The 19,058-nt window shown below is 68.4% G+C and carries 19 protein-coding genes; 11 read left to right on the top strand and 8 right to left on the bottom strand.

Annotation, left to right across the window (positions count from 1 at the left end):
- The first annotated feature begins 256 nt into the window (after positions 1–256).
- The 3 genes from ACA511_RS01335 to ACA511_RS01325 all read left to right on the top strand — a co-directional run bounded on the left by ACA511_RS01335 (position 257) and on the right by ACA511_RS01325 (position 4,485).
- Positions 257–1,708, top strand: coding sequence for a non-reducing end alpha-L-arabinofuranosidase family hydrolase (locus ACA511_RS01335; protein WP_375022141.1), 1,452 nt, complete (start codon positions 257–259; stop codon positions 1,706–1,708).
- 82 nt (positions 1,709–1,790) lie between these two features.
- Positions 1,791–3,422, top strand: a complete 1,632-nt coding sequence (locus ACA511_RS01330; protein ID WP_375022140.1) for a lectin — start codon at positions 1,791–1,793, stop codon at positions 3,420–3,422.
- A gap of 139 nt (positions 3,423–3,561) precedes the next feature.
- Positions 3,562–4,485, top strand: coding sequence for a helix-turn-helix domain-containing protein (locus ACA511_RS01325; protein ID WP_375022139.1), 924 nt, complete (start codon positions 3,562–3,564; stop codon positions 4,483–4,485).
- Here the strand turns inward: ACA511_RS01325 and ACA511_RS01320 are convergent.
- The gene (locus ACA511_RS01320; RefSeq protein WP_375022138.1) at positions 4,372–5,568 is read right to left on the bottom strand and encodes an MFS transporter; all 1,197 of its coding nucleotides are present in this window, start codon (positions 5,566–5,568) and stop codon (positions 4,372–4,374) included. The genes ACA511_RS01325 and ACA511_RS01320 overlap by 114 nt on opposite strands.
- Positions 5,569–5,752: 184 nt before the next feature.
- On the opposite strand from ACA511_RS01320, the gene ACA511_RS01315 reads away from it, so the two are divergent.
- A complete protein-coding gene (locus ACA511_RS01315) occupies positions 5,753–6,406 on the top strand; it encodes an alpha/beta hydrolase (protein ID WP_375024666.1) in 654 nt (217 codons plus the stop codon).
- A 74-nt stretch (positions 6,407–6,480) separates the two neighbouring features.
- Positions 6,481–7,494 (top strand): NADP-dependent oxidoreductase, encoded by a 1,014-nt coding sequence (locus tag ACA511_RS01310; protein WP_375022137.1) that lies wholly within the window; start codon positions 6,481–6,483, stop codon positions 7,492–7,494.
- A 170-nt stretch (positions 7,495–7,664) separates the two neighbouring features.
- On the opposite strand, the gene ACA511_RS01305 is transcribed toward ACA511_RS01310, so the two are convergent.
- Together ACA511_RS01305 and ACA511_RS01300 are read right to left on the bottom strand one after the other, a co-directional pair.
- Positions 7,665–7,856, bottom strand: a complete 192-nt coding sequence (locus tag ACA511_RS01305; protein WP_375022136.1) for a DUF397 domain-containing protein — start codon at positions 7,854–7,856, stop codon at positions 7,665–7,667.
- The gene (locus ACA511_RS01300; RefSeq protein WP_375022135.1) at positions 7,847–8,659 is read right to left on the bottom strand and encodes a helix-turn-helix domain-containing protein; all 813 of its coding nucleotides are present in this window, start codon (positions 8,657–8,659) and stop codon (positions 7,847–7,849) included. The genes ACA511_RS01305 and ACA511_RS01300 overlap by 10 nt, the downstream gene beginning before the upstream one ends.
- Before the next feature lie 136 nt (positions 8,660–8,795).
- Here ACA511_RS01300 and ACA511_RS01295 point away from each other — a divergent pair, with 136 nt between their 5' ends.
- A complete protein-coding gene (locus ACA511_RS01295; protein WP_375022134.1) occupies positions 8,796–9,197 on the top strand; it encodes an ATP-binding protein in 402 nt (133 codons plus the stop codon).
- Positions 9,198–9,874: 677 nt separating this feature from the next.
- Here the strand turns inward: ACA511_RS01295 and ACA511_RS01290 are convergent.
- Positions 9,875–10,324 carry a hypothetical protein gene (locus ACA511_RS01290; RefSeq protein ID WP_375022133.1) on the bottom strand — a complete coding sequence of 150 codons (450 nt, stop codon included), beginning with the start codon at positions 10,322–10,324 and terminating at the stop codon, positions 9,875–9,877.
- Between the two features lie 111 nt (positions 10,325–10,435).
- Between ACA511_RS01290 and ACA511_RS01285 the strand changes: the two genes are divergently transcribed.
- Positions 10,436–11,101, top strand: coding sequence for a maleylpyruvate isomerase family mycothiol-dependent enzyme (locus ACA511_RS01285; protein WP_375022132.1), 666 nt, complete (start codon positions 10,436–10,438; stop codon positions 11,099–11,101).
- A 61-nt stretch (positions 11,102–11,162) separates the two neighbouring features.
- On the opposite strand, the gene ACA511_RS01280 is transcribed toward ACA511_RS01285, so the two are convergent.
- A complete protein-coding gene (locus tag ACA511_RS01280) occupies positions 11,163–11,732 on the bottom strand; it encodes a TetR/AcrR family transcriptional regulator (RefSeq protein ID WP_375022131.1) in 570 nt (189 codons plus the stop codon).
- Positions 11,733–11,830: 98 nt separating this feature from the next.
- Here ACA511_RS01280 and ACA511_RS01275 point away from each other — a divergent pair, with 98 nt between their 5' ends.
- The gene (locus ACA511_RS01275; protein WP_375022130.1) at positions 11,831–13,303 is read left to right on the top strand and encodes an MDR family MFS transporter; all 1,473 of its coding nucleotides are present in this window, start codon (positions 11,831–11,833) and stop codon (positions 13,301–13,303) included.
- Between the two features lie 96 nt (positions 13,304–13,399).
- On the opposite strand, the gene ACA511_RS01270 is transcribed toward ACA511_RS01275, so the two are convergent.
- Positions 13,400–13,723, bottom strand: coding sequence for a hypothetical protein (locus ACA511_RS01270; protein ID WP_375022129.1), 324 nt, complete (start codon positions 13,721–13,723; stop codon positions 13,400–13,402).
- 274 nt (positions 13,724–13,997) lie between these two features.
- Here ACA511_RS01270 and ACA511_RS01265 point away from each other — a divergent pair, with 274 nt between their 5' ends.
- The 3 genes from ACA511_RS01265 to ACA511_RS01255 all read left to right on the top strand — a co-directional run bounded on the left by ACA511_RS01265 (position 13,998) and on the right by ACA511_RS01255 (position 16,957).
- A complete protein-coding gene (locus tag ACA511_RS01265; protein ID WP_375022128.1) occupies positions 13,998–14,135 on the top strand; it encodes a hypothetical protein in 138 nt (45 codons plus the stop codon).
- A 224-nt stretch (positions 14,136–14,359) separates the two neighbouring features.
- Positions 14,360–16,594 carry a hypothetical protein gene (locus tag ACA511_RS01260; protein ID WP_375022127.1) on the top strand — a complete coding sequence of 745 codons (2,235 nt, stop codon included), beginning with the start codon at positions 14,360–14,362 and terminating at the stop codon, positions 16,592–16,594.
- A 15-nt stretch (positions 16,595–16,609) separates the two neighbouring features.
- Positions 16,610–16,957: a hypothetical protein gene (locus ACA511_RS01255; RefSeq protein ID WP_375022126.1), complete on the top strand. Its 348-nt coding sequence runs from the start codon at positions 16,610–16,612 to the stop codon at positions 16,955–16,957.
- 123 nt (positions 16,958–17,080) lie between these two features.
- Here the strand turns inward: ACA511_RS01255 and ACA511_RS01250 are convergent, their stop codons facing one another.
- Together ACA511_RS01250 and ACA511_RS01245 are read right to left on the bottom strand one after the other, a co-directional pair.
- On the bottom strand, positions 17,081–17,776 hold the full coding sequence (locus ACA511_RS01250; protein ID WP_375022125.1) for a hypothetical protein: 696 nt from the start codon (positions 17,774–17,776) through the stop codon (positions 17,081–17,083).
- Positions 17,777–17,778: 2 nt separating this feature from the next.
- Entirely contained in the window at positions 17,779–18,756 is a 978-nt protein-coding gene (locus ACA511_RS01245; protein WP_375022124.1) for a hypothetical protein, read from the bottom strand.
- Positions 18,757–19,058: the final 302 nt, after the last annotated feature.

Here is a 19,058-nt window from a genome sequence, read left to right as displayed (position 1 = left end):
CTCAGTGTGTGATCCCGCTGAGATCTCGTCAATAGTTTCAAAATCTTTCATGGCGGATGTCCAGTCGCCGGCCTGTATGTGCGATCTGGCAGGCGTCCTGCGAGCGAAACCTTTCGACGGACGGGGGCCTTGACGAGTCGCGCGTCCTCGTATTTACTCCGGCCCACCACCACCTCCCCCAATCGCCGATGGAGAAGAGGTCCCGCCCGGGTTGGAAATGTTAGCGCTCACATCAACGTACGAAAGGAGGAAGTCCATGCTGAGGACCGGTGCAGCAGTGCTGGCATCGCTTCTGCTGTCGGTGCTCCTGTCCGTGATCAACACACCGGCCGCCCAAGCCGCGACGGTGGACGTGAACAAGTGGTACGTCCTGGTCAACCGCAACAGCGGCAAGGCTTTGGACGTCTACAACCTGGCGACCGACGACGGCGCCCGCATCACCCAGTGGGCCAGGAACGACCAGAACCAGCAGCAGTGGCAGTTCGTCCCGTCCGGCGACGGCTACTACCGCATCAAGTCCCGCCACTCCGGCAAGGTGCTGGACGTCTACGACTACTCCACCGCCAACGGCGGCTCGATCGTCCAGTGGACCGACCTGAACGGCGCCAACCAGCAGTGGCGGCTGGCCGACAGCTCGGGAGGCTACGTCAGGTTCATCTCCCGCAACAGCAACAAGGCCCTCGAAGTACAGGGCGGCTCCACCGCCGACGGCGCGAACATCGTCCAGTACGACGACTGGGGCGGGAACAACCAGCAGTGGCAGCTCGTCGAGGTCGGCGGCGGCGGTGACCCCGGCCAGTCGTGCGACCTTCCGTCGTCCTACCGCTGGACGTCAACGGGCGCGCTGGCGCAGCCCAAGTCCGGATGGGTCTCGCTCAAGGACTTCACCGTCGCCCCCTACAACGGCAGGAATCTCGTCTACGCGACAACGCACGACACGGGGACGAGATGGGGGTCGATGAACTTCGGCCTGTTCGGCGACTGGTCGCAGATGGCCTCGGCCGGCCAGAACACGATGTCCAATTCCACCGTCGCGCCCACGCTCTTCTACTTCGCGCCGAAGAACATCTGGGTGCTCGCCTACCAGTGGGGCGGGACCGCCTTCTCCTACCGGACGTCCAGCGACCCCACCAACCCGAATGGCTGGTCGTCGGAGCAAGCGCTCTTCACCGGAAGCATCTCCGGCTCCGGAACGGGCCCCATCGACCAGACGCTCATCGGCGACGGCTCCAACATGTACCTCTTCTTCGCCGGTGACAACGGCAAGATCTACCGGGCCAGCATGCCGATCGGGAACTTCCCGGGCAGTTTCGGCAGCAGCTCGACAGTGGTCATGAGCGATTCGACCAACAACCTGTTCGAAGCCGTTCAGGTCTACAAGCTCCAGGACCAGAACCGCTACCTCATGCTCGTCGAGGCGATCGGCTCGCAGGGCCGCTACTTCCGCTCGTTCACGTCCACCAGCCTGAACGGCTCGTGGACACCGCAGGCCGCGTCCGAGGGCAACCCCTTCGCCGGCAAGGCCAACAGCGGCGCCACCTGGACCAACGACATCAGCCACGGCGAACTGATCCGCACCAGCGCCGACCAGACCTTCACCGTCGATCCCTGCAACCTCCAACTCCTCTACCAGGGGCGCAGCCCCAACTCCGGCGGCGACTACGGCCTCCTGCCCTACCGGCCGGGTCTGCTGACCTTGCAGCGCTGACCGATGTGACACGGGTCCGGGCCCGCCACCCCAGGTCGACGCCCCACGGAACCGGCCTTCGAACCACTGCGGAGCGATCTCGATGAAACGGAAACGAATCCGCGCGCTACTGACGACGGTGGCCACGGCCGCGGCAATGGCCGTGGCGCTCGGCCCGGCTCCCCAGGCCCAGGCGCTGGACAACGGCGTGGGCCGCACCCCGCCCCTGGGGTGGAATACCTGGAACACGTTCGGCTGCAACATCGACGAGACACTGATCCACCAGGCTGCCGACGCGCTCGTCAACTCCGGCATGCGCGACCTCGGCTATGAGTACGTCGTGGTGGACGACTGCTGGTTCGATCCCAACCGCGACTCGTCCGGCAATTTGCGGGCCAATCCGTCGAGATTCCCGAGCGGCATGAAGGCGCTCGGCGACTACCTGCACGCCAGGGGCCTCAAGTTCGGTCTCTACGAAGTGCCGCTGGACCGTACCTGCGCCCAGTATTTCGGCTCCTATCCGGGCGCCACCGGCAGTCTCGGCCACGAGGCCCAGGACGCCCGGCAGTTCGCCGCCTGGGGCGTCGACTATCTCAAGTACGACTGGTGCTCCCCGACCGGCACCATTGACGACCAGGTGCGCACCTTCGCGAAGATGCGCGATGCCCTGGCGGCCACCGGACGTCCGATCCTCTACAGCATCAACCCGAACAGCATCCACGAGAAGACCGGCCCGCAGCGGAACTGGGGTGACGTCGCCAATATCTGGCGCACGACCGAGGACATCACCAACGTCTGGAACTCCGGGCAGACCAATGGCTACCCGATGGGCATCCAGAACATCGTCAACGTCAACGTCCCCCTGTCGGGCTATGCGAAGCCGGGGCAGTTCAACGACCCCGACATGATGGTGGTCGGCCGCGGAGGCATGACCGACACCGAGATGCGCAGCCATTTCGCCCTGTGGGCCGTCATGGCCGCGCCGCTGATCGCGGGGAACGACGTCCGGAACATGGACGCCGCCACCGCCGCGATCCTGAAGAACCAGAACCTGATCGCCATCAACCAGGATTCTCTCGGCCGCCAAGCGAACCAGATCAGCAACGACGGCGCCCGCCGCGTCCTGGCCAAACCGCTGAGCAACGGAGACGTCGCGGTCGCGCTTTTCAACCAGGGCGCTGGCACGACGACGATCAGCACCACCGCTTCGGCGATCGGCCTGTCCGGCACTTCCTTCAGCCTCCGCGACGCCTGGACGAACGCCGTCACCTCGACCACCGGAACCATCTCGGCGAGCGTGCCGTCCCACGGCACCGTCGTCTTCCGGGTGAGCGGCGGAACCCCCAACCCCGCGTCCCGGATTCGGGGCGTCGGCTCGGGAAGATGCCTCGACGTCACCGAAGCGTCCCAGGCCAACGGAACGCGAGTCGAAATCTGGGACTGCAACGGCCAAAGCAACCAGCAATGGACGTCGACAACGGCCGGCGAACTACGCGTCTACGGAAGCAAGTGCCTGGACGTGAACAACAACGGCACCGCCGACGGAACCAGCGTGATCATCTGGGACTGCAACGGCCAGAACAACCAGAAATGGCGCCTCAACTCCGACGGAGGCATCACCGCCGTCGGCGCGAACAAATGCCTGGACGTCCCCGACAACGCCACGTCCAACGGCGTCCAGGTCCAAATCTGGACCTGCAACGGCGGCCCCAACCAACACTGGACCCGCCCCTGAGCCCTCCAAGGGAGGCATCTGGGCCGGAATTTGAACGGCCCACAGTGCGGCCACGTCGGCGGGGCGCACCTCCCGCCTGTTTCGACGCCATCCGGGACGTGCGGGAATAGGCCGTCGTCTCTCATGTGCTTCAGCTCACGTGGCGAACATCGTGGACGTCTCACGGGCAGACGACGTCGGCACTCCCTCCCCGGAACCGGCGTGGGTGATGTCGGGCATGGACCATGTCCGGCTGCCTGCGGGCGCAGTGCTCACCGAACCGCCCGCCCCGCTGTGGGCGCTGGTGCTGGCGGGCGGGCTCACGCTTGAGGCGGCGTTCGACGCGCAGTCGCTCGCCGAGGGGGACGCCGTCCTCATCGACGCCCGCACCGCTCACCGGCTCACCGCGTCGGAACGGCACGAGGAGTCCGCCCTGGTCGTGGCGGACCTGCGCATGGCCGTCCCGGTCCACCGGATGCCCAGCCCGCTGGTGGTCCGCGGCTTCGGCGCCCGGCACGGCGGCGTCATGGCGCTCGTCACGCAGTGCCCGCTCGAACGCGCGTGCCGGCCGACCCTGTTCGCCGCCAGCTACGGCAACCTGATCGGCGCGGCGATGACCACCTCCTGGCAGGACGACCAGGGCGGCGACGCCGGACCTCCGGACGAGGCCGTCACCGCGGTGGTGGCCGCCGTGACCGCCCGCCCGGCCGAACCGTGGACCGTCGAGGGGATGGCCCGGCTGGTCCACCTGTCGCGTTCCGCCCTGGGCGAGCGGTTCCGCCGCGCACTCGGCCGCGGACCCGCGGAGACGCTCCGGGAGGTCCGGATGCGGGAGGCGCGCCGCCTGCTCGCGGACCCCTCGCGTCCGGTGGAGTACGTCGCGTCCGCCGTCGGGTACGGCTCCGCCGCCGCCTTCAGCCGGGCGTTCTCGTCCCACCACGGCGTCGCGCCGCAGGCGTGGCGGGAGCCGTCACCCGCGCGGGACGCGCAGCGCGGCGAAAAGCAGCCCGGCCGCCGCGGCGAACCCCGTGCCGAGCAGGAAGGCCGCCTGCACGCCGCGGGCGTCCAGGAGCGCGCCTCCTGACGCCGACCCCAGCGTGATCGCCACCTGGAACGCGGTGACCTGCAACGACAGGGCCGACTCGGTGCGCTCGGGCTCGACGCGGGTCACCCACAGCTGGGTGGCGACCGGGACCATGTTGAAGGCCAGGCCCCACACGACGACCCCCGCGGCCAGCAGCGGCAGGGACGGCGCGGTCGCGGTGACCAGCAGGCCGCCGGCCAGCAGCAGCGGGGCCGCGGCGACCACCGCGCGCAGCCGTCCCGCGAACCGTCCGGCGGCGAGGTTGCCCGCCATTCCGCCCACGCCCCAGGCCAGCAGCAGCCATACCGTGGCGCCCGCGTCGACGTCCTCGACCGCGACCCGGATGAAGGGGTAGGCGGCGAAGTTGCCGAACGCGACCAGGACCACGCCCAGCACCCCGGCCATCAGCCACCGGTTGGCGAGCGCCGCCCGCAGCATCGCCATTCCGGCGGCCGGGTGCGGGGGGACCGGCGGCAACGTCACGGCCACGGCCACGGCGGCGGCGATGCCGAGGGCCGCCGCGACGCCGAACACCAACCGCCAGCCGACCGCGTCGCCGAGCAGGGACGCCAGCGGGACCCCGGCGATCGTCGCGAGGGTGACGCCCAGCGCGATGGACGTCGAGACCACGCTGTCGCGTCCCGGCACGGCGCGGGTTCCGGCGCCGAACGCGAACGACCAGTACCCGGCGATGGCGACGCCGAGGACGAGCCGTCCGAGGAGCAGGACGGCGAAACCGGGGGCGACCGCCACCGCCAGGTTCGAGACGGCCGCCGCGACCAGCAGCGCGGTCAGGACCGTGCGGCGGTCCGTCCGCGGCAGCAGCACCGCGATGCTGGGCGCGGTGACCGCGCCCGCGACCGCGGTCGCCGCGACGGCCAGGCCGGCGGTGCCCTCGCTGAGCCCGAGGTCGGCGGCCATCGCGGGCAGCACGCTCGCCGGCAGGAACTCGCTGGCGACGAGCACCGCGATCCCGGCGGCGAGCGCGACGATCGGCGACCAGTTCGCCGAGCCGCCGGGCCGGGCCGGGGACTCGGGCGGCGGACCGTCGGTGGACGGCGGCGAGGACTGAGGCGTTGACATGCCCTCCAGCCTCGCCTCGTCCGCGCCGCCGCAGTTGATCGCGTGACGCGCACGGTTGACCGTCCGACCGGTCTGCGCCGTACGTGATCGACGATGCGGCATCGTCGTCGGGAGTCGGTGCAGTCCGGAGCGCGGCGGTCCGGGAACGACGTGATCTGCTCGGTGCGGTCGCGGGTCACTTGACCTGCGGCGTGTTGTTGCACAGTTCGCGTCGGTCGACTGGTGCCAGCGCGTTCGGCTCACTCGGTCGGCTTCATGCGAAAAGCAGGGCCGGGGACGCTCTCGATGTCGGGCGCTTGTACTTGATGACCCAATTCGCAGCGAATCGCAGGGATATGAGCCGAAGAACATCGGCAGCACGGGCCACTCGATCGGCGGCACCCTCGCGGTGATGCTGCCGCTGCGTCTGCTCGCCAAGGGCGAGGCGACCCCGGGCGCGATCGTCAGCGTCTCGCCGTGGACCGACCTCACCCTCCAGAACGCGTCGGTGGGAGAGAACGAGAAGACCGACAAGATGCTCAGCAGGGGCACGCTCGAACTTTTCCGAGCGGCCTGGCTGCAAGACCCCGCTGTGGACGTCGCCGACCCCCAGGTCAGCCTCGTGAACGCCGATCTGACCGGCCTGCCGCCCACGGTCGTCTACTACGGCGAGTACGAGACCCTCGCCGACGACGGCGCCCGGCTCGGCCGCCTACTCGCAGACTTCAAGGTCACCTCCGAGGTTCACCCGATGCCCGAAGGGCAGCATTCGTTCATCCTGGGCGCAGGGCGTGTACCCGAGGTGGACCAGTCGATCCGGCAGATGGGCCAGTGGCTCCGCCGACACCTCGGCGCCTGAGCAGAAGGACTGTCCGAACCAGCACATCGACCGCCAGAACACCTCCGAGAAGATCACGCAGAGGGCCGGCTGACATGAAGGCATTCGTCGTCGAGAAGTACGGCAAGGACGGCGCGCGCGCCGCGGAGGTACCCCGACCTACCGCCGGGGACCGCGACATCCTGGTCGAAGTGAGCGCCACCAGCATCAACCCGCTCGACACCATGGTCCGCAACGGGCAATTCAAACGGCTCCTGAAGTACAAGCCCCCGTTCGTACTCGGCCACGACGTGGCCGGCGTCGTGACGCAGGTGGGCTCCGCCGTAGGTGGCTTCAAGGTCGGCGACGAGGTCTACGCCCGTCCGCGCGACCTGCGGATCGGGGGCTTCGCGGAGTTCATCGCGATCGACCAGGACGACGTCGCGCCCAAACCGGCCTCGCTCACCCTCCAACAGGCGGCCGCGGTGCCGCTGGTGGCCTTGGCCGCCTGGCAGATCCTCATCGAGCGTGCCCACGTGAAGCCGGGACAGAAGGTGCTCATCCACGCCGGTGCCGGTGGCCTGGGGTCGACGGTCATCCAGCTCGCCAAGCACCTGGGCGCCACAGTGGCGACGACCACGAGCACCGACACTGAGACGTTGGTCAGGAGCTTCGGCGCCGACGTCGTCGTCGACTACACCAAGGAGGACTTTTCCAAGGTCCTGTCCGGTTACGACCTGGTGCTGGACTCCCTGGGCGGGACGAACCTCGAAAAGTCGCTGACCGTGCTGAAGCCCGGCGGCCTGGCCATAGGTGTCACCGGCCCGCCGGACGCCGAGTTCGCCAAGCAGCTCGGCGCCCCTTGGCCCATGGGTGCGGTCATGAACATGCTCAGTCGCAAGGTTCGCAAGCAGGCGAAGGCTCTGAACGTGCGCTACCAGTTCTTCTTCATGCGGGCCAACGGCTCCCAGCTGCGCGAACTCGGCGCCCTCTACGACAGCGGGCAGCTCCACCCCGTCATCGATCGCACCTTCCCGTTCGACCAGACGCTCGAGGCGATGGCATACGTCGAGCAGGGCCGCACCAAGGCAGGCAAGGTCGTGGTCTCGATGGCGCCCGACAACGACTGAGATCAGGCCGGCTGTTCGGCACCTGCGGTGATGTGCTCGGGCTCGGAATGGAAGATGCTGGTCATCGACTGCGTGTCCGTCCCCAGGGCGGCGTGGTCGTCCGGGTCAGGGGACGGGACGACCCGCCGCTGCTCGGTGGGTCGGGGGCGCCGGGTGGGTGGTGCTGGGGGTCAGTGCGTTTCGGTGGTGGATTGGACGGCTGTGCGCAGGGCTGCGCGCGTGAGCAGGAGGACGGGGCCGTCCGGGTCCTTGCTGTCCCGCACCGCCACTATCGCACCGGCCACATCGGCCAGCTCGACGCACTCGGCGGCGTTAGAGCCGCTGTAACTGCTCTTGCGCCACTTTGTGTTCGTCAGGTCCATCTTTCTTGAGCCACCTTCCTGATCAGCTCGCGTGACTGCTCTTGTGTGAGTGCACGTGAGCGGAGGTCGACCAGCGTTCGAGCCATGACGGAGAGGTCGGCGGGGTCATCCGTCGTGATCGAGCGTATGGCCGTTTCGGCATACGCCACCTCGCTCCGATCCTCCATGGTCGCGAGTACAAAGGCGCCCATGTTGCCGTCGTGCTCACCGCTGCCCAACACTACTTGAACGGTGATGTTGGGCATCATGCTGAGCTCGATCAGGTGCTCCAGCTGCTTTCTCATTGTTTCGGCGGTCCCGACCTGGCGGGTGAGTACCTGCTCATCGATCAGGAACACGACAATCGCCGGACCGCGCTCGTCGTCCCTGGTGAGGATGGATTGGCGCTTGATCCTCAGGTCTGCGGCCTCCTGATTGCCGTGCACGATGGCGAGTGCGTACTCGGGGGTCTGAGCCAGCCCTGGGACGACGGAGTGCTGCCAGCAGATCAACATGACCGCGTCGGCTTCGATCTGCGGCCAGTCGAACCAGATCGGGACGGGGTGGCCGTCCTTGTTGAGGTCCTCCCAGAGGTTGATGAGGGAGCCATCGGCTTCCAGGTACTCGTCTACGAACTCCACGAAGGCGCGGGTGGCGCGCTTCTTGCCGTTCTCGATCTTGCTGACCTGCGGGCCGCTGACCTGCGTCAGGTGGGCGATGGTCTCCTGCTTGATGCCCTTAGCTTCGCGCAGTCGGCGCATCTGACGGCCGAAGGCGATGAGGGCGGGGGATTCGCTGGGACGTCGAGGACGTCGCGGGGGCATGGCTCCTGCCTCTCAGTGGAAGGTGCCTAAACGGGGGGTGATCTTCCTTTGTCTGCCACCTTTCAGCGGCACCCGCATTCTAGTCCGAAAAGTGGCTCACTGTGTGGTGTTCGACACACACAGTGAGGAGAAGGTCATGGGTCAGGGCGCGGCGGAGAACGAGATGGTGGTGAAGCAGGACCTGAAGGTGGTCGCGGAGGTCCGGGAGTTCGTGCGGCTGGTCACCGGGGAGTACGGGATGGACGACTTCGTGCCGTGCCTGGTGGCCGGCGAGTTGGTGACCAACGCCTTGCAGCACGCGACGTCGGAGACGGGCGACGAGGACGTGATCTTGCGGTTGAGCCGTACCGGGGACGACGCCCTGTGGATGGAGGTTCAGGACGCCGCGTGCGGTCTCCCGCACATGCTGGCGGCCGACACGTCCAGTGAGACGGGCCGTGGTCTGTTCATCGTGGACCAGTACGCCCGCTGCTGGGGCATCCGCGCCCTGGCCGGCAACGTCGGCAAGGTCGTCTTCGCGGTCATCGACCGCACCTGAAGACCAGCGGAGGGGTGTTCCCTCCCGTCCGCCCGTCCGCTACTCACCGCAGGGGGCTGCGTTGACTTGCGGCGTGTTGTTGTTATCGAGCGCCCCATAACAACAACACGCCGCAGATCAACGAACCGCCGGACGCGCCGGACGCCGCCACGTTCCCGTCCAGGGGAGGTCTAGGCTGCCACGGTTCCGCGTTTGAGAGGCGGCCAAGGAGCCGTGGATCGGCATGCGGATACTCGGTGACCGCCTCGCCCACGCCTTCGGATCGCTCAACGAGCCGGCCTCGTCCGACCACCGGGCCAGCGCGCACGAGGCCGCGCCCCCCACAGGCCCCGCCTGCGTTGATCTGCGGCGTGTTGTTGTTATCGGCGCCTTCATAACAACAACACGCCGCAAGTCAACGCACCTGGTGAACCTTGGTGTCGCGGGAGAAGACGTCCGTGACCGCGCGGGCACCAGGTCCCGCCAACCGACCTGCATGGCGGAGTCGCACCCCGCGAAACACGCACCTCCCAATTGCAGCGCCCGTCGGATCGTGCAGTTGCGGACGTACAAGACCTCGGCAAGGCATCAAGCGACCGGTTCCATGGCAGCCATCCTCTAGGACGTTGGCCTGGGCGACCCCTATGCGCGGTGCAAGGTGTGCGGGAGCTTCCCGGTGCCCGGCGCGGGTCGCCGGGTCATTCCTGGACGGTGAGCGGAGTGTTCCGGCGCCCCCGTACCGTGCCGGGAGCCAGAAGCCGGCGGATGCGGTCGTACTCGGCGGCCATCTCCGGTGTGGCGAGGAAGTCGTCGAGATCGGCGGAGACCTCGTGGTCGACGTCCTCAATGGAGCGGATGGCGAGTTCGTAGAGCTCGCCGCGCCGGTTCTGCTCCGGATAGCTCTGCCAATGCCCTAACGCGCTGATGGCAGTGAGGAGCCCGGTGTCCAGGTCGTCATCGACGAGAATGCCGTCGTGGATCGTCGCAAGCTTGTCGGCCAGTTCGGCGGCGCTGATCGTCAGGACGTCCGCGCAGGCGGTGGTGAGCGCCGCCCGCGCGTCTTCGATGATCGGAGGCTGCGGCGCCCTGACCCGTCCGGGAGAACATTCACCGCGAACGGTGATTTCGCCCCACGGCGGCAGTCTCACCCGAGAACACCCACGTCCGACCGCGCCTGACCCCGATCCGGACGGCGAGCGCGTCGGACTGGTCGGCCGCTGCCGGACCACCATCCACCACAGGACAGGAGCGTCGCCGCCATGACTCCGCCGGAACCGACCAACCGCCGTCATTCCGCGGCCGACACGTGGCCGCTGATCCACGCCGAGCGGGCCGCCCTCGCCGCCGATCTCGCGGAGCTCGGCGATCAGGAATGGGCCACGCCCTCGCTGTGCGACCTGTTCACCGTCCGGGACGTGCTGGCCCACCTCACCGCGGGGGCCAGCCTCAACACCCTGCAGTGGATGGCAGGGGTGATCCGCTGCCGTTTCGACTTCGACAAGCAGGTCGCCGTCCAACTGGCGGGGCAACTCGGCGCGACGCCCGCCGACACGCTCGCGCGATTCCGCCGTGTGATCACCAGCACGAGCAAGCCGCCGCTGCCGGCCGTGGCGATGCTCGGCGAGGCCATCGTGCACGGCGAGGACATCCGACGCCCGCTGGGCATTCACCGCGACTACCCGGTCACCGCCCTGACCATGGTGGCCGACTACTACCAGGGCTCCAATCTCGTCGTCCCCGCCAAGGGAAACGTTCGCGGCCTGCGGCTCGCGGCCACCGACGGCTCCTTCGGCACCGGCTCCGGACCGCTCGTGTCCGGCACCACCCTGAGCCTGATCATGGCGATGACCGGCCGCACGTCCTACTGCGCCGAACTCGACGGCGACGGAGCCGCCATCCTGCGCGACCGCTGTATGACGAAGTGACGTTGCCCGACGCGAAACGGGCACACCGCGGCTGCCGGGATACCGCTTGGGGGGGCCGCGGTCAGCGCACCAGGGGGAGGAAGATCGTGTCGACGATCTCTTCGAGGACGCGGTCGGGGACGGGGGCGAAGGTCGCGAGGAATTCCTGGCGCAGCAGGTCGAAGGGGAGGGACTTGATGCGTTCGGTGAGGCGTTCCGGGTTGATCTCGCCGCGGTCGACGGCGCGGTCGAAGAGGACGTCGAGAGCTTCCTTGCGCCCCGTCGTGGAGGGGTCGAACAGGTCGCCGGGGCTGGTTCCGGTCGCCTGGTAGTAGCTGGCCAGGTTCACGCTCATGACGGTGACGAGTTGGAGGCGGGTGGCGCTGATCTCCCGCATGAGGGCGAGGACGTCCTCCCGCAGGGTTCCGGTGTCGGGAACGTCGATGACGTTCTGCCGCAGGGTGTGCGCGATGGTCGCCCGGACCAGTTCGTCACGGTCGGGCCAGCGGCGGTAGAGGACCGGGGGGCTGGTGCCCGCGCGCTTGACGACGGCGTCCATGGTGAACCTGGCGTAGCCGTGTTCGGCGAGCTCAGCCCAGGCCGCGTCGAGCAGCGCCTTCTCCAGTGCCGCTCCGCGGCGTCGCTCGGCCATGAAAACCCCTCCGAATCTCTTAGATAGACTTGCCTATCTAATCTTAGCGGCCTACGCTGACCCTCGTAAGATAGACCCGTATATCTTAGGGAGCGTTCATGGACGCCGACGGCACCACGCCGCCACCGGACACCGGCCACCGCATCGACCCGGCCCTGCGCCGCCTGACCTTCACGTTGATCGTCGGCGCGCTCGCCGTCATCTTCGACACCACGATCATGAGCGTCGCCATCGACGGCCTCGCTGGGCAGCTGCACACCTCGCTCGCCACCACCCAGTGGGTGACCACCGCCTACCTGCTGGCCCTGTCCGCCACGATGCCGGCCGTCGGATGGGCCCAGTCGGTCCTGGGCGGCAAACGCCTGTGGATCAGCGGCCTCGGCCTGTTCTTCATCGGGTCGCTGCTGTGCGCCGCGGCGTGGAACGTCGAGAGCCTGATCGCCTTCCGGGTGGTCCAGGGCATCGGCGGCGGCACCCTGATGGTGCTGATGTTCACGCTGGTCATGCAGGCGGCCAAGGGCCGCAACATCGGCGGGGCCATGTCCCTGATCACCGTGCCGACCGCCCTCGGCCCCATCATCGGCCCGGTCATCGGCGGAGCCATCCTGCACCTGGGCGACTGGCGCTGGATCTTCCTGTTCAACGTGCCCTTCTGCCTCATCGGCGGCTACCTCGCCTGGCGCAACCTGCCCGAGGACGGGCCCCGCCCCGGCACCCGCACCCGCCTGGACGCCGTCGGCATGCTGCTGCTGTCCCCCGGCATCGCCGTCGTGATCTACGGCCTCACACAGCTCGCCGGAACCGACGGCCTGGCCGGCATCAAGGTGGCGCTGCCCTTGACCGCCGGCCCGGCCCTGCTCGCCGGCTACGTCTGGTGGGCGCTGCGCCGCGGACCGGACGCCCTGCTCGACATCCGGCTGTTCCGCCACCGCGCCCTGGCCTCGTCCACGGCGCTGGTGTTCCTGACCGGCGCGGCCCTGTACGGGACCATGCTCCTGCTGCCGCTGTACTGGCAGCAGGTCCGCGGCGAATCCGCCCTGGGCGCCGCACTGCTGCTCATCCCGACGGGGGTGGGCGCCCTCCTGTCCCGCGCCGTGGCCGGCCGGTACATGGACCGCTTCGGCTCGCGTCCCGTCGCCATCGCCGCCTTCGTCCTCACCTTCGCCGCCACCGTCCCCTTCGGCTTCGTCACCGCCTCCACCAGCAACATCACGCTCATGGCCGTGCTGTTCGTGCGCGGCCTCGGACTGGGCGGGGCCATGATCGCGATCACCGGCGCCGCCTTCGTCGGGCTGGAGCGCCAGGAGATCGCGGCCGCCTCCGGCATCAGCCGGGTCGCCCAGCAGGTCGGCGCGTCCATGGGCGTCGCGGTCCTCGTCATGATCCTTGAGCGTGCCTCGGCCGACGCGCACACCCCCGCCGCGCTGGCCTCGGGATTCGGCGACGCCTTCTGGTGGTCCGCCGCGTTCACCGCCGCGGCTGTTCCGCTCTGCCTCCTGCTGCCGGGACGTCCCAGCCCCGAGCCGCAGGTCCACGCCCCCGCGCCCGCCGAAGAGCCCACCGAAGTCTGAACGACCGGGACGCCCTCTGGTCGGGGCGTCCCGAACAGTTCCTCCGTGAATTGTGGCGGGTCGCCCTTTGTACTTAAGGGCGACCCGCCGCGGTCGTTACGGGAGGGTGGGGATCCTCGGGGCGCTGTCGGTCCACCCGGCCTCCAGGTACAGCACCTTGGCGACCTTGCCGCGGACGGCGGGAGTGGTGGTCGACGTGCTCAGCACGAGCGAGGATTCCGGATCGATGATCACAGTATCGGCGGCGCCGCGTGCCTTCGGCGGTGCGGGGACGAAGCCGAGCAGGTCCACCACGCAGTTCTTCACGACCTCGTCCGCGGTTCCGCCCGCCGTGGCGTGGTCGCGCGGGATCGCCCGCTTCAGCGCGCTCCTCAGCTTCCCGGGGTCGGCGGGCAGCGCCTGGACCTGCTTGAACGTCATCTCCCCGTCGCAGACCAGGAAGGTCTCCGTCCCGGTGTCCTTGTCGAGCGTGGGGGAGATCGGGTTCGGGTCGGGCGAGCGGCCAGCAGTTCCGCGTCCGTCGGGGCCGTATCGGGTGGGGCGGTCACGCTGCCGCCCCTTCCGTCGGGTCCGGCATGGGCACCTCCGGGAGGACGGTCGTCACTTCTACTTCGCTCGCCCGCCCGAACGCTTTCACGCGGGCTCTTCCAGCTTTTCGCCGTTGCCCACGCTGCTGTATCTGCCGCGACGCTGAGTGAGCGACCTGGTCGCGGTGCTCGTCGGCCGGGTGGGTGGCGCGGCGCTGATCGACCAGCGGCATTCCGGCTGGGTCACCACACGCTCAGCCGGAATCCTCCGCGCACGGAATTACGACGTCACCCGCGCTGGCTGAAGGTCTGGTTCCAGACGTCCGGCGAGGGCCTGGTGCCGGCCCGCCGACCCGCACGCGCCGAAGCGGATACTGTACTCACCTGGCGGCAGCCCGATGAAACTCCCGCAATTCGTCGTCGGCCGCCCGATAAGAGCATCTGCGCGATAGCGATTCGGGACGGTGCGATGGCATGGAAAGGGCGGACTGGTAGGCGGAGGGATAAGGATCCGCTCGATGCGGCGGCCATGAGCCAGCGAGTCGAGCATTCGGAGATCCGCGGGCCGCTGTACCAGCACCAGGAGATCTACATCGCGGGCGGGACACCGCTGGACCATGCCGTCCGACGCCTCGCCGCGTCCGTGGACGCGCGGGTCCGCCAGGAGACCGGACAGCGCTCGTTATGGACGTCGTCACCGCTCGTGGTCCGTGTTCGTTCGACAGAACGGCCCGTTCAGGCCCGGGAATCCGCGCTGCTGAATCTGGAGGACGATTCGGCGGGCATCGCCGGCATCTTCCGCGATCTGCCGCACCGCCAGCTGGCGATCATCGGTGAGCAGGGCGCGGGCAAGACGGTCCAGGCCCTGCTGCTGACCCGGGAACTGCTGCCGAAACCGGCACAGGACGCGGACGGCCCCGTGCCGGTGTTCCTGTCGCTCGCCTCCTGGCATCCGGACATCCCCCTGATGACGTGGATGGCCGCACGCGTCCAGCAGGACCATCCGGACATCGGCGAGTCCCGCGCGCAGGGCCGGGAGACGGCACTGCGGCTGATCAGGGAGCGGCGGATCATCCCTGTGCTGGACGGGCTCGACGAGGTGCGCACAGGTTCCGTGGGGGAGGTGATCGAAGGCATCGGCGCGGCCTTCGACGACAGGGCGCCTTTCGTGGTGACGTGCCGCCGGGAGGAGTACGTGGCCGCGGTGGAGGCGTCCGGCGCCCCGCTCGCCAGGGCGGCCGTCGTCGAGATCGCCTCCGTCATGGTCGAGGACGCGATCGGCTATCTGAGCAGCGCGTTCACCGATGACACGAGGTGGCGCCCGCTGTTCCAGCGCCTCCGCGACGATCCCGACGGCCCGGTCGCCCACGCCCTGTCCACACCGCTGATGCTGTTCCTCGCCCGGACCGCCTACAAGCGGCCCACGACAGACCCGAATGAACTCCTTGCGCACTCTGACGTCCAGAGCGTGGAAGAGCACCTCCTGGACGCCTACATCCCCGCCACATACGCGCGTCACCTCGGCCTACCCTATCGCGAGGACCAGGCGAAGCGCTGGCTCGGCACCCTGGCGCGCGGCCCGCAAGAAGTCCACTGGTGGCATTTCCATTCGCCGATAGCGGACCTCGCGGCCGGGCTGATCTTCGGCTTGGGGACCGGCTGGATCCTTTATCTGATGTGGAACACCGCAGCGGCCATCGGCGGGGCCATCCTCGTCCTGGCCTCGGTGGGTCTTACTTCAAGTGCCCTACGAGAAGGCAAGGAGATCGTCATCACGGAACGGGAGACCGCGGACTCCCGATCCCACCTGCGCCGCTACCGGCTGCTCGCCGTCTTCGTCGCTTCGGTGGCCGGGACCGCCGGGTCGGTCGGGCTGAGCGCCTGGCTCGGAGGCGTTGTCGGCGCCGACTCCGTCACCACAATGATCTACGCCTTGGTCTACGGGAGTTTCGCCGCGGTGGCGACCCTCATCAGCACGGCCTGGGGCCGATACATGGCGGCCCGCCTCTGGCTCGCCATGAGGGGTTTGCTGCCGTTCCACCTTCTGAGGTTCATCGAGGACGCCCACAGCCGCGGCGTACTGCGAAAGCCCGGCGTCTTCTACGAATTCCGGCACGTTCGGCTCCAGGAGCGGCTGAGAGCGGATAATTCCCTGCTGCTGCAGGACCATCCGCACGAGGTCGTCAAGCCAGAAACGTCGCGCCTGCAGATCGCCAAGGCGCAGCTCTTCGTGCCCGTGACCAGGCTGATGGCACATCTCGCCGCCATCTTCATCACGGCCCTGATAGTGGGCATCACCTTCAAGGGCGGCCCACTGAAATATGAGACCGGAAAAGCGCCGACGCGTTACGATGTGCATTTGCAGGTCGGTGGCGGAGTCGATGCTGACTTCGTCACGGTGCCGGCCTGGGGCTGGACGATGCCGCCGGACAACGCGGTGACGAGCGCCTTCTCGGTTCCACCACATCGATTGGGGTGGCCCTACCGCAGACTGGACGGCTCGATCGAGGTCAAGAACTGCGAAGCCGCCTCGATCGTCATGTCGATAACCGTGAACGCGTCCAGAACGCCGCATACTCACGTCCTGAATACGGGTCGCAGTACTTCATTCAGCACCCTGGGGTGGCAACTCCCCGAGGACCTGAACAGGGTGACCGTCACGTTCAGACGGATCGACCACGCACCTTGCACCGCACATATAGAATGGCTGGACCCCGCACTGTACGCCGACCAGCTCTTCGGTATCAGATCACATTTCGATTGAGCTCAAGGGAGCGCCATGGGCAAGGGAGTCAAGCGTGCGGTCGCAGCGGGCGGCACGTTCGTGGTCGCCGGAGCGGTGAACGTCGCGACGGGTCTGCTCATCCAGGACTGGACCGCCGCCCTGTGGGTGGCGACCGCCGTCCTCCTCGTCCTCGGCGGGGCTCTCCAGGCGTCGGTGACATGGTCCGACCGCCGCTCATCGGAAGATCGCGAGGACGAGGGCCGCGGTACTCAGCGCGTCGAGGGGACGAAGGTAGGCGGTGACGCGCTCCAGAGCATGGCCGGCCCGGGCGAACAGACCGTCTCCGACTCGGAGATCTCCGGCTCACTGAACCAGCGCCAAGGCGATGACCGCCCGCAGTAAGAGCCGCGCCCTACGCCTGACGCGAGGTGATCACCCCCTCGCTTCAAAGGAAGGCGGGTGAAACCGCTCGTCCGGACGGTTACTTGGTCGACCGCGGCGGGCAGCGCCGGCCGCGGCGGCGCGTCATCGCCGGCCGGGGCCGCGCCAGTACTGCTGCTTGCCCTTGTCGCGGACGACGATGCCGATCCGCGCGAGGTCGCGGCGCAGTTCCTTGACGGAGTCGCCGCAATTCGAGGATTTCAGGGCGTCCGCGCGGGCCGCGAGCAGTGCGTTCGCCAGTTCGGGCAGTTCCGGGGTCTGGGGAGCCCAAATTCGGAATTCGTCCTCGTACGGGTCCCCGTCCACCCAGGTGTAGCCGTGCTTGCTGAAGGCCGCGGCGAGTCGCCGGGCGTTGAGGTCGCACTTCTCCCGGGCGATCTCCTCGCCTTGGTGGCCGAGCAGAACCAGCCGGTCCTTCTCTCGGAATACGTGGCCGACCTGTTCGCGGGCGATCTCCTGCGAGTGGCCCGTCCGCTTGAGGATCACCCGCTCGCCGGACACGGTGACCGAGACCTGCTCCAGGGAGTCGAAGAGGATCAGGCCCATTCCCGCGAGTGCTCCCAGGGAGATCAGGCCGATGGTGAGCCACGGCTCGGGGACGGAGACCAGCAGTTCGGCGGGGCCCTGCATCGGTGCCCTGTCCAGGCCCGTCAGCCAGTTCGCGAGCGGATCGAGCAGCCACGCGATTCCCGCCAGCAGCACTGCCGCCGCCGCGCACAGCGCCCCTTGGGCCCAGACCGATCGGGCCAGTGTCGTGGACGTATCCGGGTGCGACCGCATGTTCAGGACCTTTCTACCTGCGCGGCGGTCTCTTTGAATCGGCGCAGATTATGGTCGACGAGGGCCAAGAGGAGCAGGACGCCCAGCAAGAGGGCGGTGTTGACGGCGTATTTGACCGGGTACGACGTTTCGCCGAGCGGCTCGACCGCGAAAGCCAGCGCCGAGTTGACGACCAGCGCGGCTCCACTGGCCGCCAGGACGTGCCGGTGGTTCCAGCCGCGCCGTCCGGAGTACCGCAGCAGGCATCCGGCCGCGAGCGTGAGGGCGAGCACCCCCAGCGCCACCCAAACCCAGGATGTGGATGCCAACTGGTGGGTGCCCCAAAGGATCACGGCACCGCACCCCACGAGCCACGGCGGCGGAACCCGGCCCGGCACGCGCGCGGACCGGCGGGGAAGGACGAACGCGGCGATGCCCAGCAGTACGGCGATCGCCGCGGTGGTCCCCAGCTGCGCCGGACTCGCCATGAAGTCCCTGGTGTGCTCGTGAAAGATGATCGCCGCGCCCAGGCCGTAAAGGACGACCATCGTCGCGATGCCGGCCCGTCCGAGCCATGGACGTCCCGCGTAGCGCGGCGCGCACGCCTCGATGACCGCGATGGGGGCGCCGAAACTCCAGATCACGTGCCCTGCGACGAAGCTCAGCAGGTAGTGGGCGCTGACGCCCAGTGCCGGGATGTGGGTCGGCAGCCGGTCGCGGTCCCAGGAGGGCTCGTCCACGAAGTCGGGATTGAACAGGCTCTGGTCGATCAGCCCCGCCTGGACGAGCCCGAACGCCGCGCTGAGCAGCACGATCGCCGGCCAGCCCCGGCCGGTCCGGCGGGCGGCCTCACGGATCAGTACCGCGACGGTCCCGTACAGCGGCGCGAGGATGAGGAGCCCGCCGAGCAGCTCCAGCGGACGCCCGATGATCTGGTCGTAGCCGATGAGGTACTCCGCGCAGACCGGGGACAGCAGTACCAGGCCGATCACCAGCGCCATCCGGCGCGGGAATGAGGGCGCGCCAGTGCCTTTCACAATCATGATCTCGAACCTAGGAACCCACGTCCGCGCCGACAGCCGTCCAAAGGCGACCGCCGGATGCTCCAAGGTCGGTACTTGCCCAGGCTTTGGTCGCCCAGACGTCCCATGGGCCCCGCACGAGAGCCAAGGTCGGCAGCCCCGGGCCGAGCAAGCGGGTCGGCGTGATCCACCTCGCGTTGGCCGACTACTACTGCCGAGTGCCCGCACACGGCGCGCCCGTGGGTGCCGTCCGCGAGACAAGCCCTGTTCCCGAGAGCCAG

Origin of the sequence: Actinomadura sp. GTD37 (assembly GCF_041951365.1) — a bacterium.
Taxonomy (GTDB): Bacteria; Actinomycetota; Actinomycetes; order Streptosporangiales; family Streptosporangiaceae; genus Spirillospora.
Note: the sequence above shows the minus strand (reverse complement) of the source record. Positions and strands in the feature narration are given on the sequence as shown.

What these genes read in the sequence shown, in the direction of transcription:
- ACA511_RS01335 (WP_375022141.1), top strand. Translation starts at nt 257, where the DNA reads ATGCTGAGGACCGGTGCAGCAGTGCTGGCATCGCTTCTGCTGTCGGTG.
- ACA511_RS01330 (WP_375022140.1), top strand. Translation starts at nt 1,791, where the DNA reads ATGAAACGGAAACGAATCCGCGCGCTACTGACGACGGTGGCCACGGCC.
- ACA511_RS01320 (WP_375022138.1), bottom strand. Translation starts at nt 5,568, where the DNA reads ATGTCAACGCCTCAGTCCTCGCCGCCGTCCACCGACGGTCCGCCGCCC.
- ACA511_RS01310 (WP_375022137.1), top strand. Translation starts at nt 6,481, where the DNA reads ATGAAGGCATTCGTCGTCGAGAAGTACGGCAAGGACGGCGCGCGCGCC.
- ACA511_RS01305 (WP_375022136.1), bottom strand. Translation starts at nt 7,856, where the DNA reads ATGGACCTGACGAACACAAAGTGGCGCAAGAGCAGTTACAGCGGCTCT.
- ACA511_RS01300 (WP_375022135.1), bottom strand. Translation starts at nt 8,659, where the DNA reads ATGCCCCCGCGACGTCCTCGACGTCCCAGCGAATCCCCCGCCCTCATC.
- ACA511_RS01295 (WP_375022134.1), top strand. Translation starts at nt 8,796, where the DNA reads ATGGGTCAGGGCGCGGCGGAGAACGAGATGGTGGTGAAGCAGGACCTG.
- ACA511_RS01285 (WP_375022132.1), top strand. Translation starts at nt 10,436, where the DNA reads ATGACTCCGCCGGAACCGACCAACCGCCGTCATTCCGCGGCCGACACG.
- ACA511_RS01280 (WP_375022131.1), bottom strand. Translation starts at nt 11,732, where the DNA reads ATGGCCGAGCGACGCCGCGGAGCGGCACTGGAGAAGGCGCTGCTCGAC.
- ACA511_RS01275 (WP_375022130.1), top strand. Translation starts at nt 11,831, where the DNA reads ATGGACGCCGACGGCACCACGCCGCCACCGGACACCGGCCACCGCATC.
- ACA511_RS01270 (WP_375022129.1), bottom strand. Translation starts at nt 13,723, where the DNA reads ATGACGTTCAAGCAGGTCCAGGCGCTGCCCGCCGACCCCGGGAAGCTG.
- ACA511_RS01260 (WP_375022127.1), top strand. Translation starts at nt 14,360, where the DNA reads ATGAGCCAGCGAGTCGAGCATTCGGAGATCCGCGGGCCGCTGTACCAG.
- ACA511_RS01255 (WP_375022126.1), top strand. Translation starts at nt 16,610, where the DNA reads ATGGGCAAGGGAGTCAAGCGTGCGGTCGCAGCGGGCGGCACGTTCGTG.
- ACA511_RS01250 (WP_375022125.1), bottom strand. Translation starts at nt 17,776, where the DNA reads ATGCGGTCGCACCCGGATACGTCCACGACACTGGCCCGATCGGTCTGG.
- ACA511_RS01245 (WP_375022124.1), bottom strand. Translation starts at nt 18,756, where the DNA reads ATGGCGCTGGTGATCGGCCTGGTACTGCTGTCCCCGGTCTGCGCGGAG.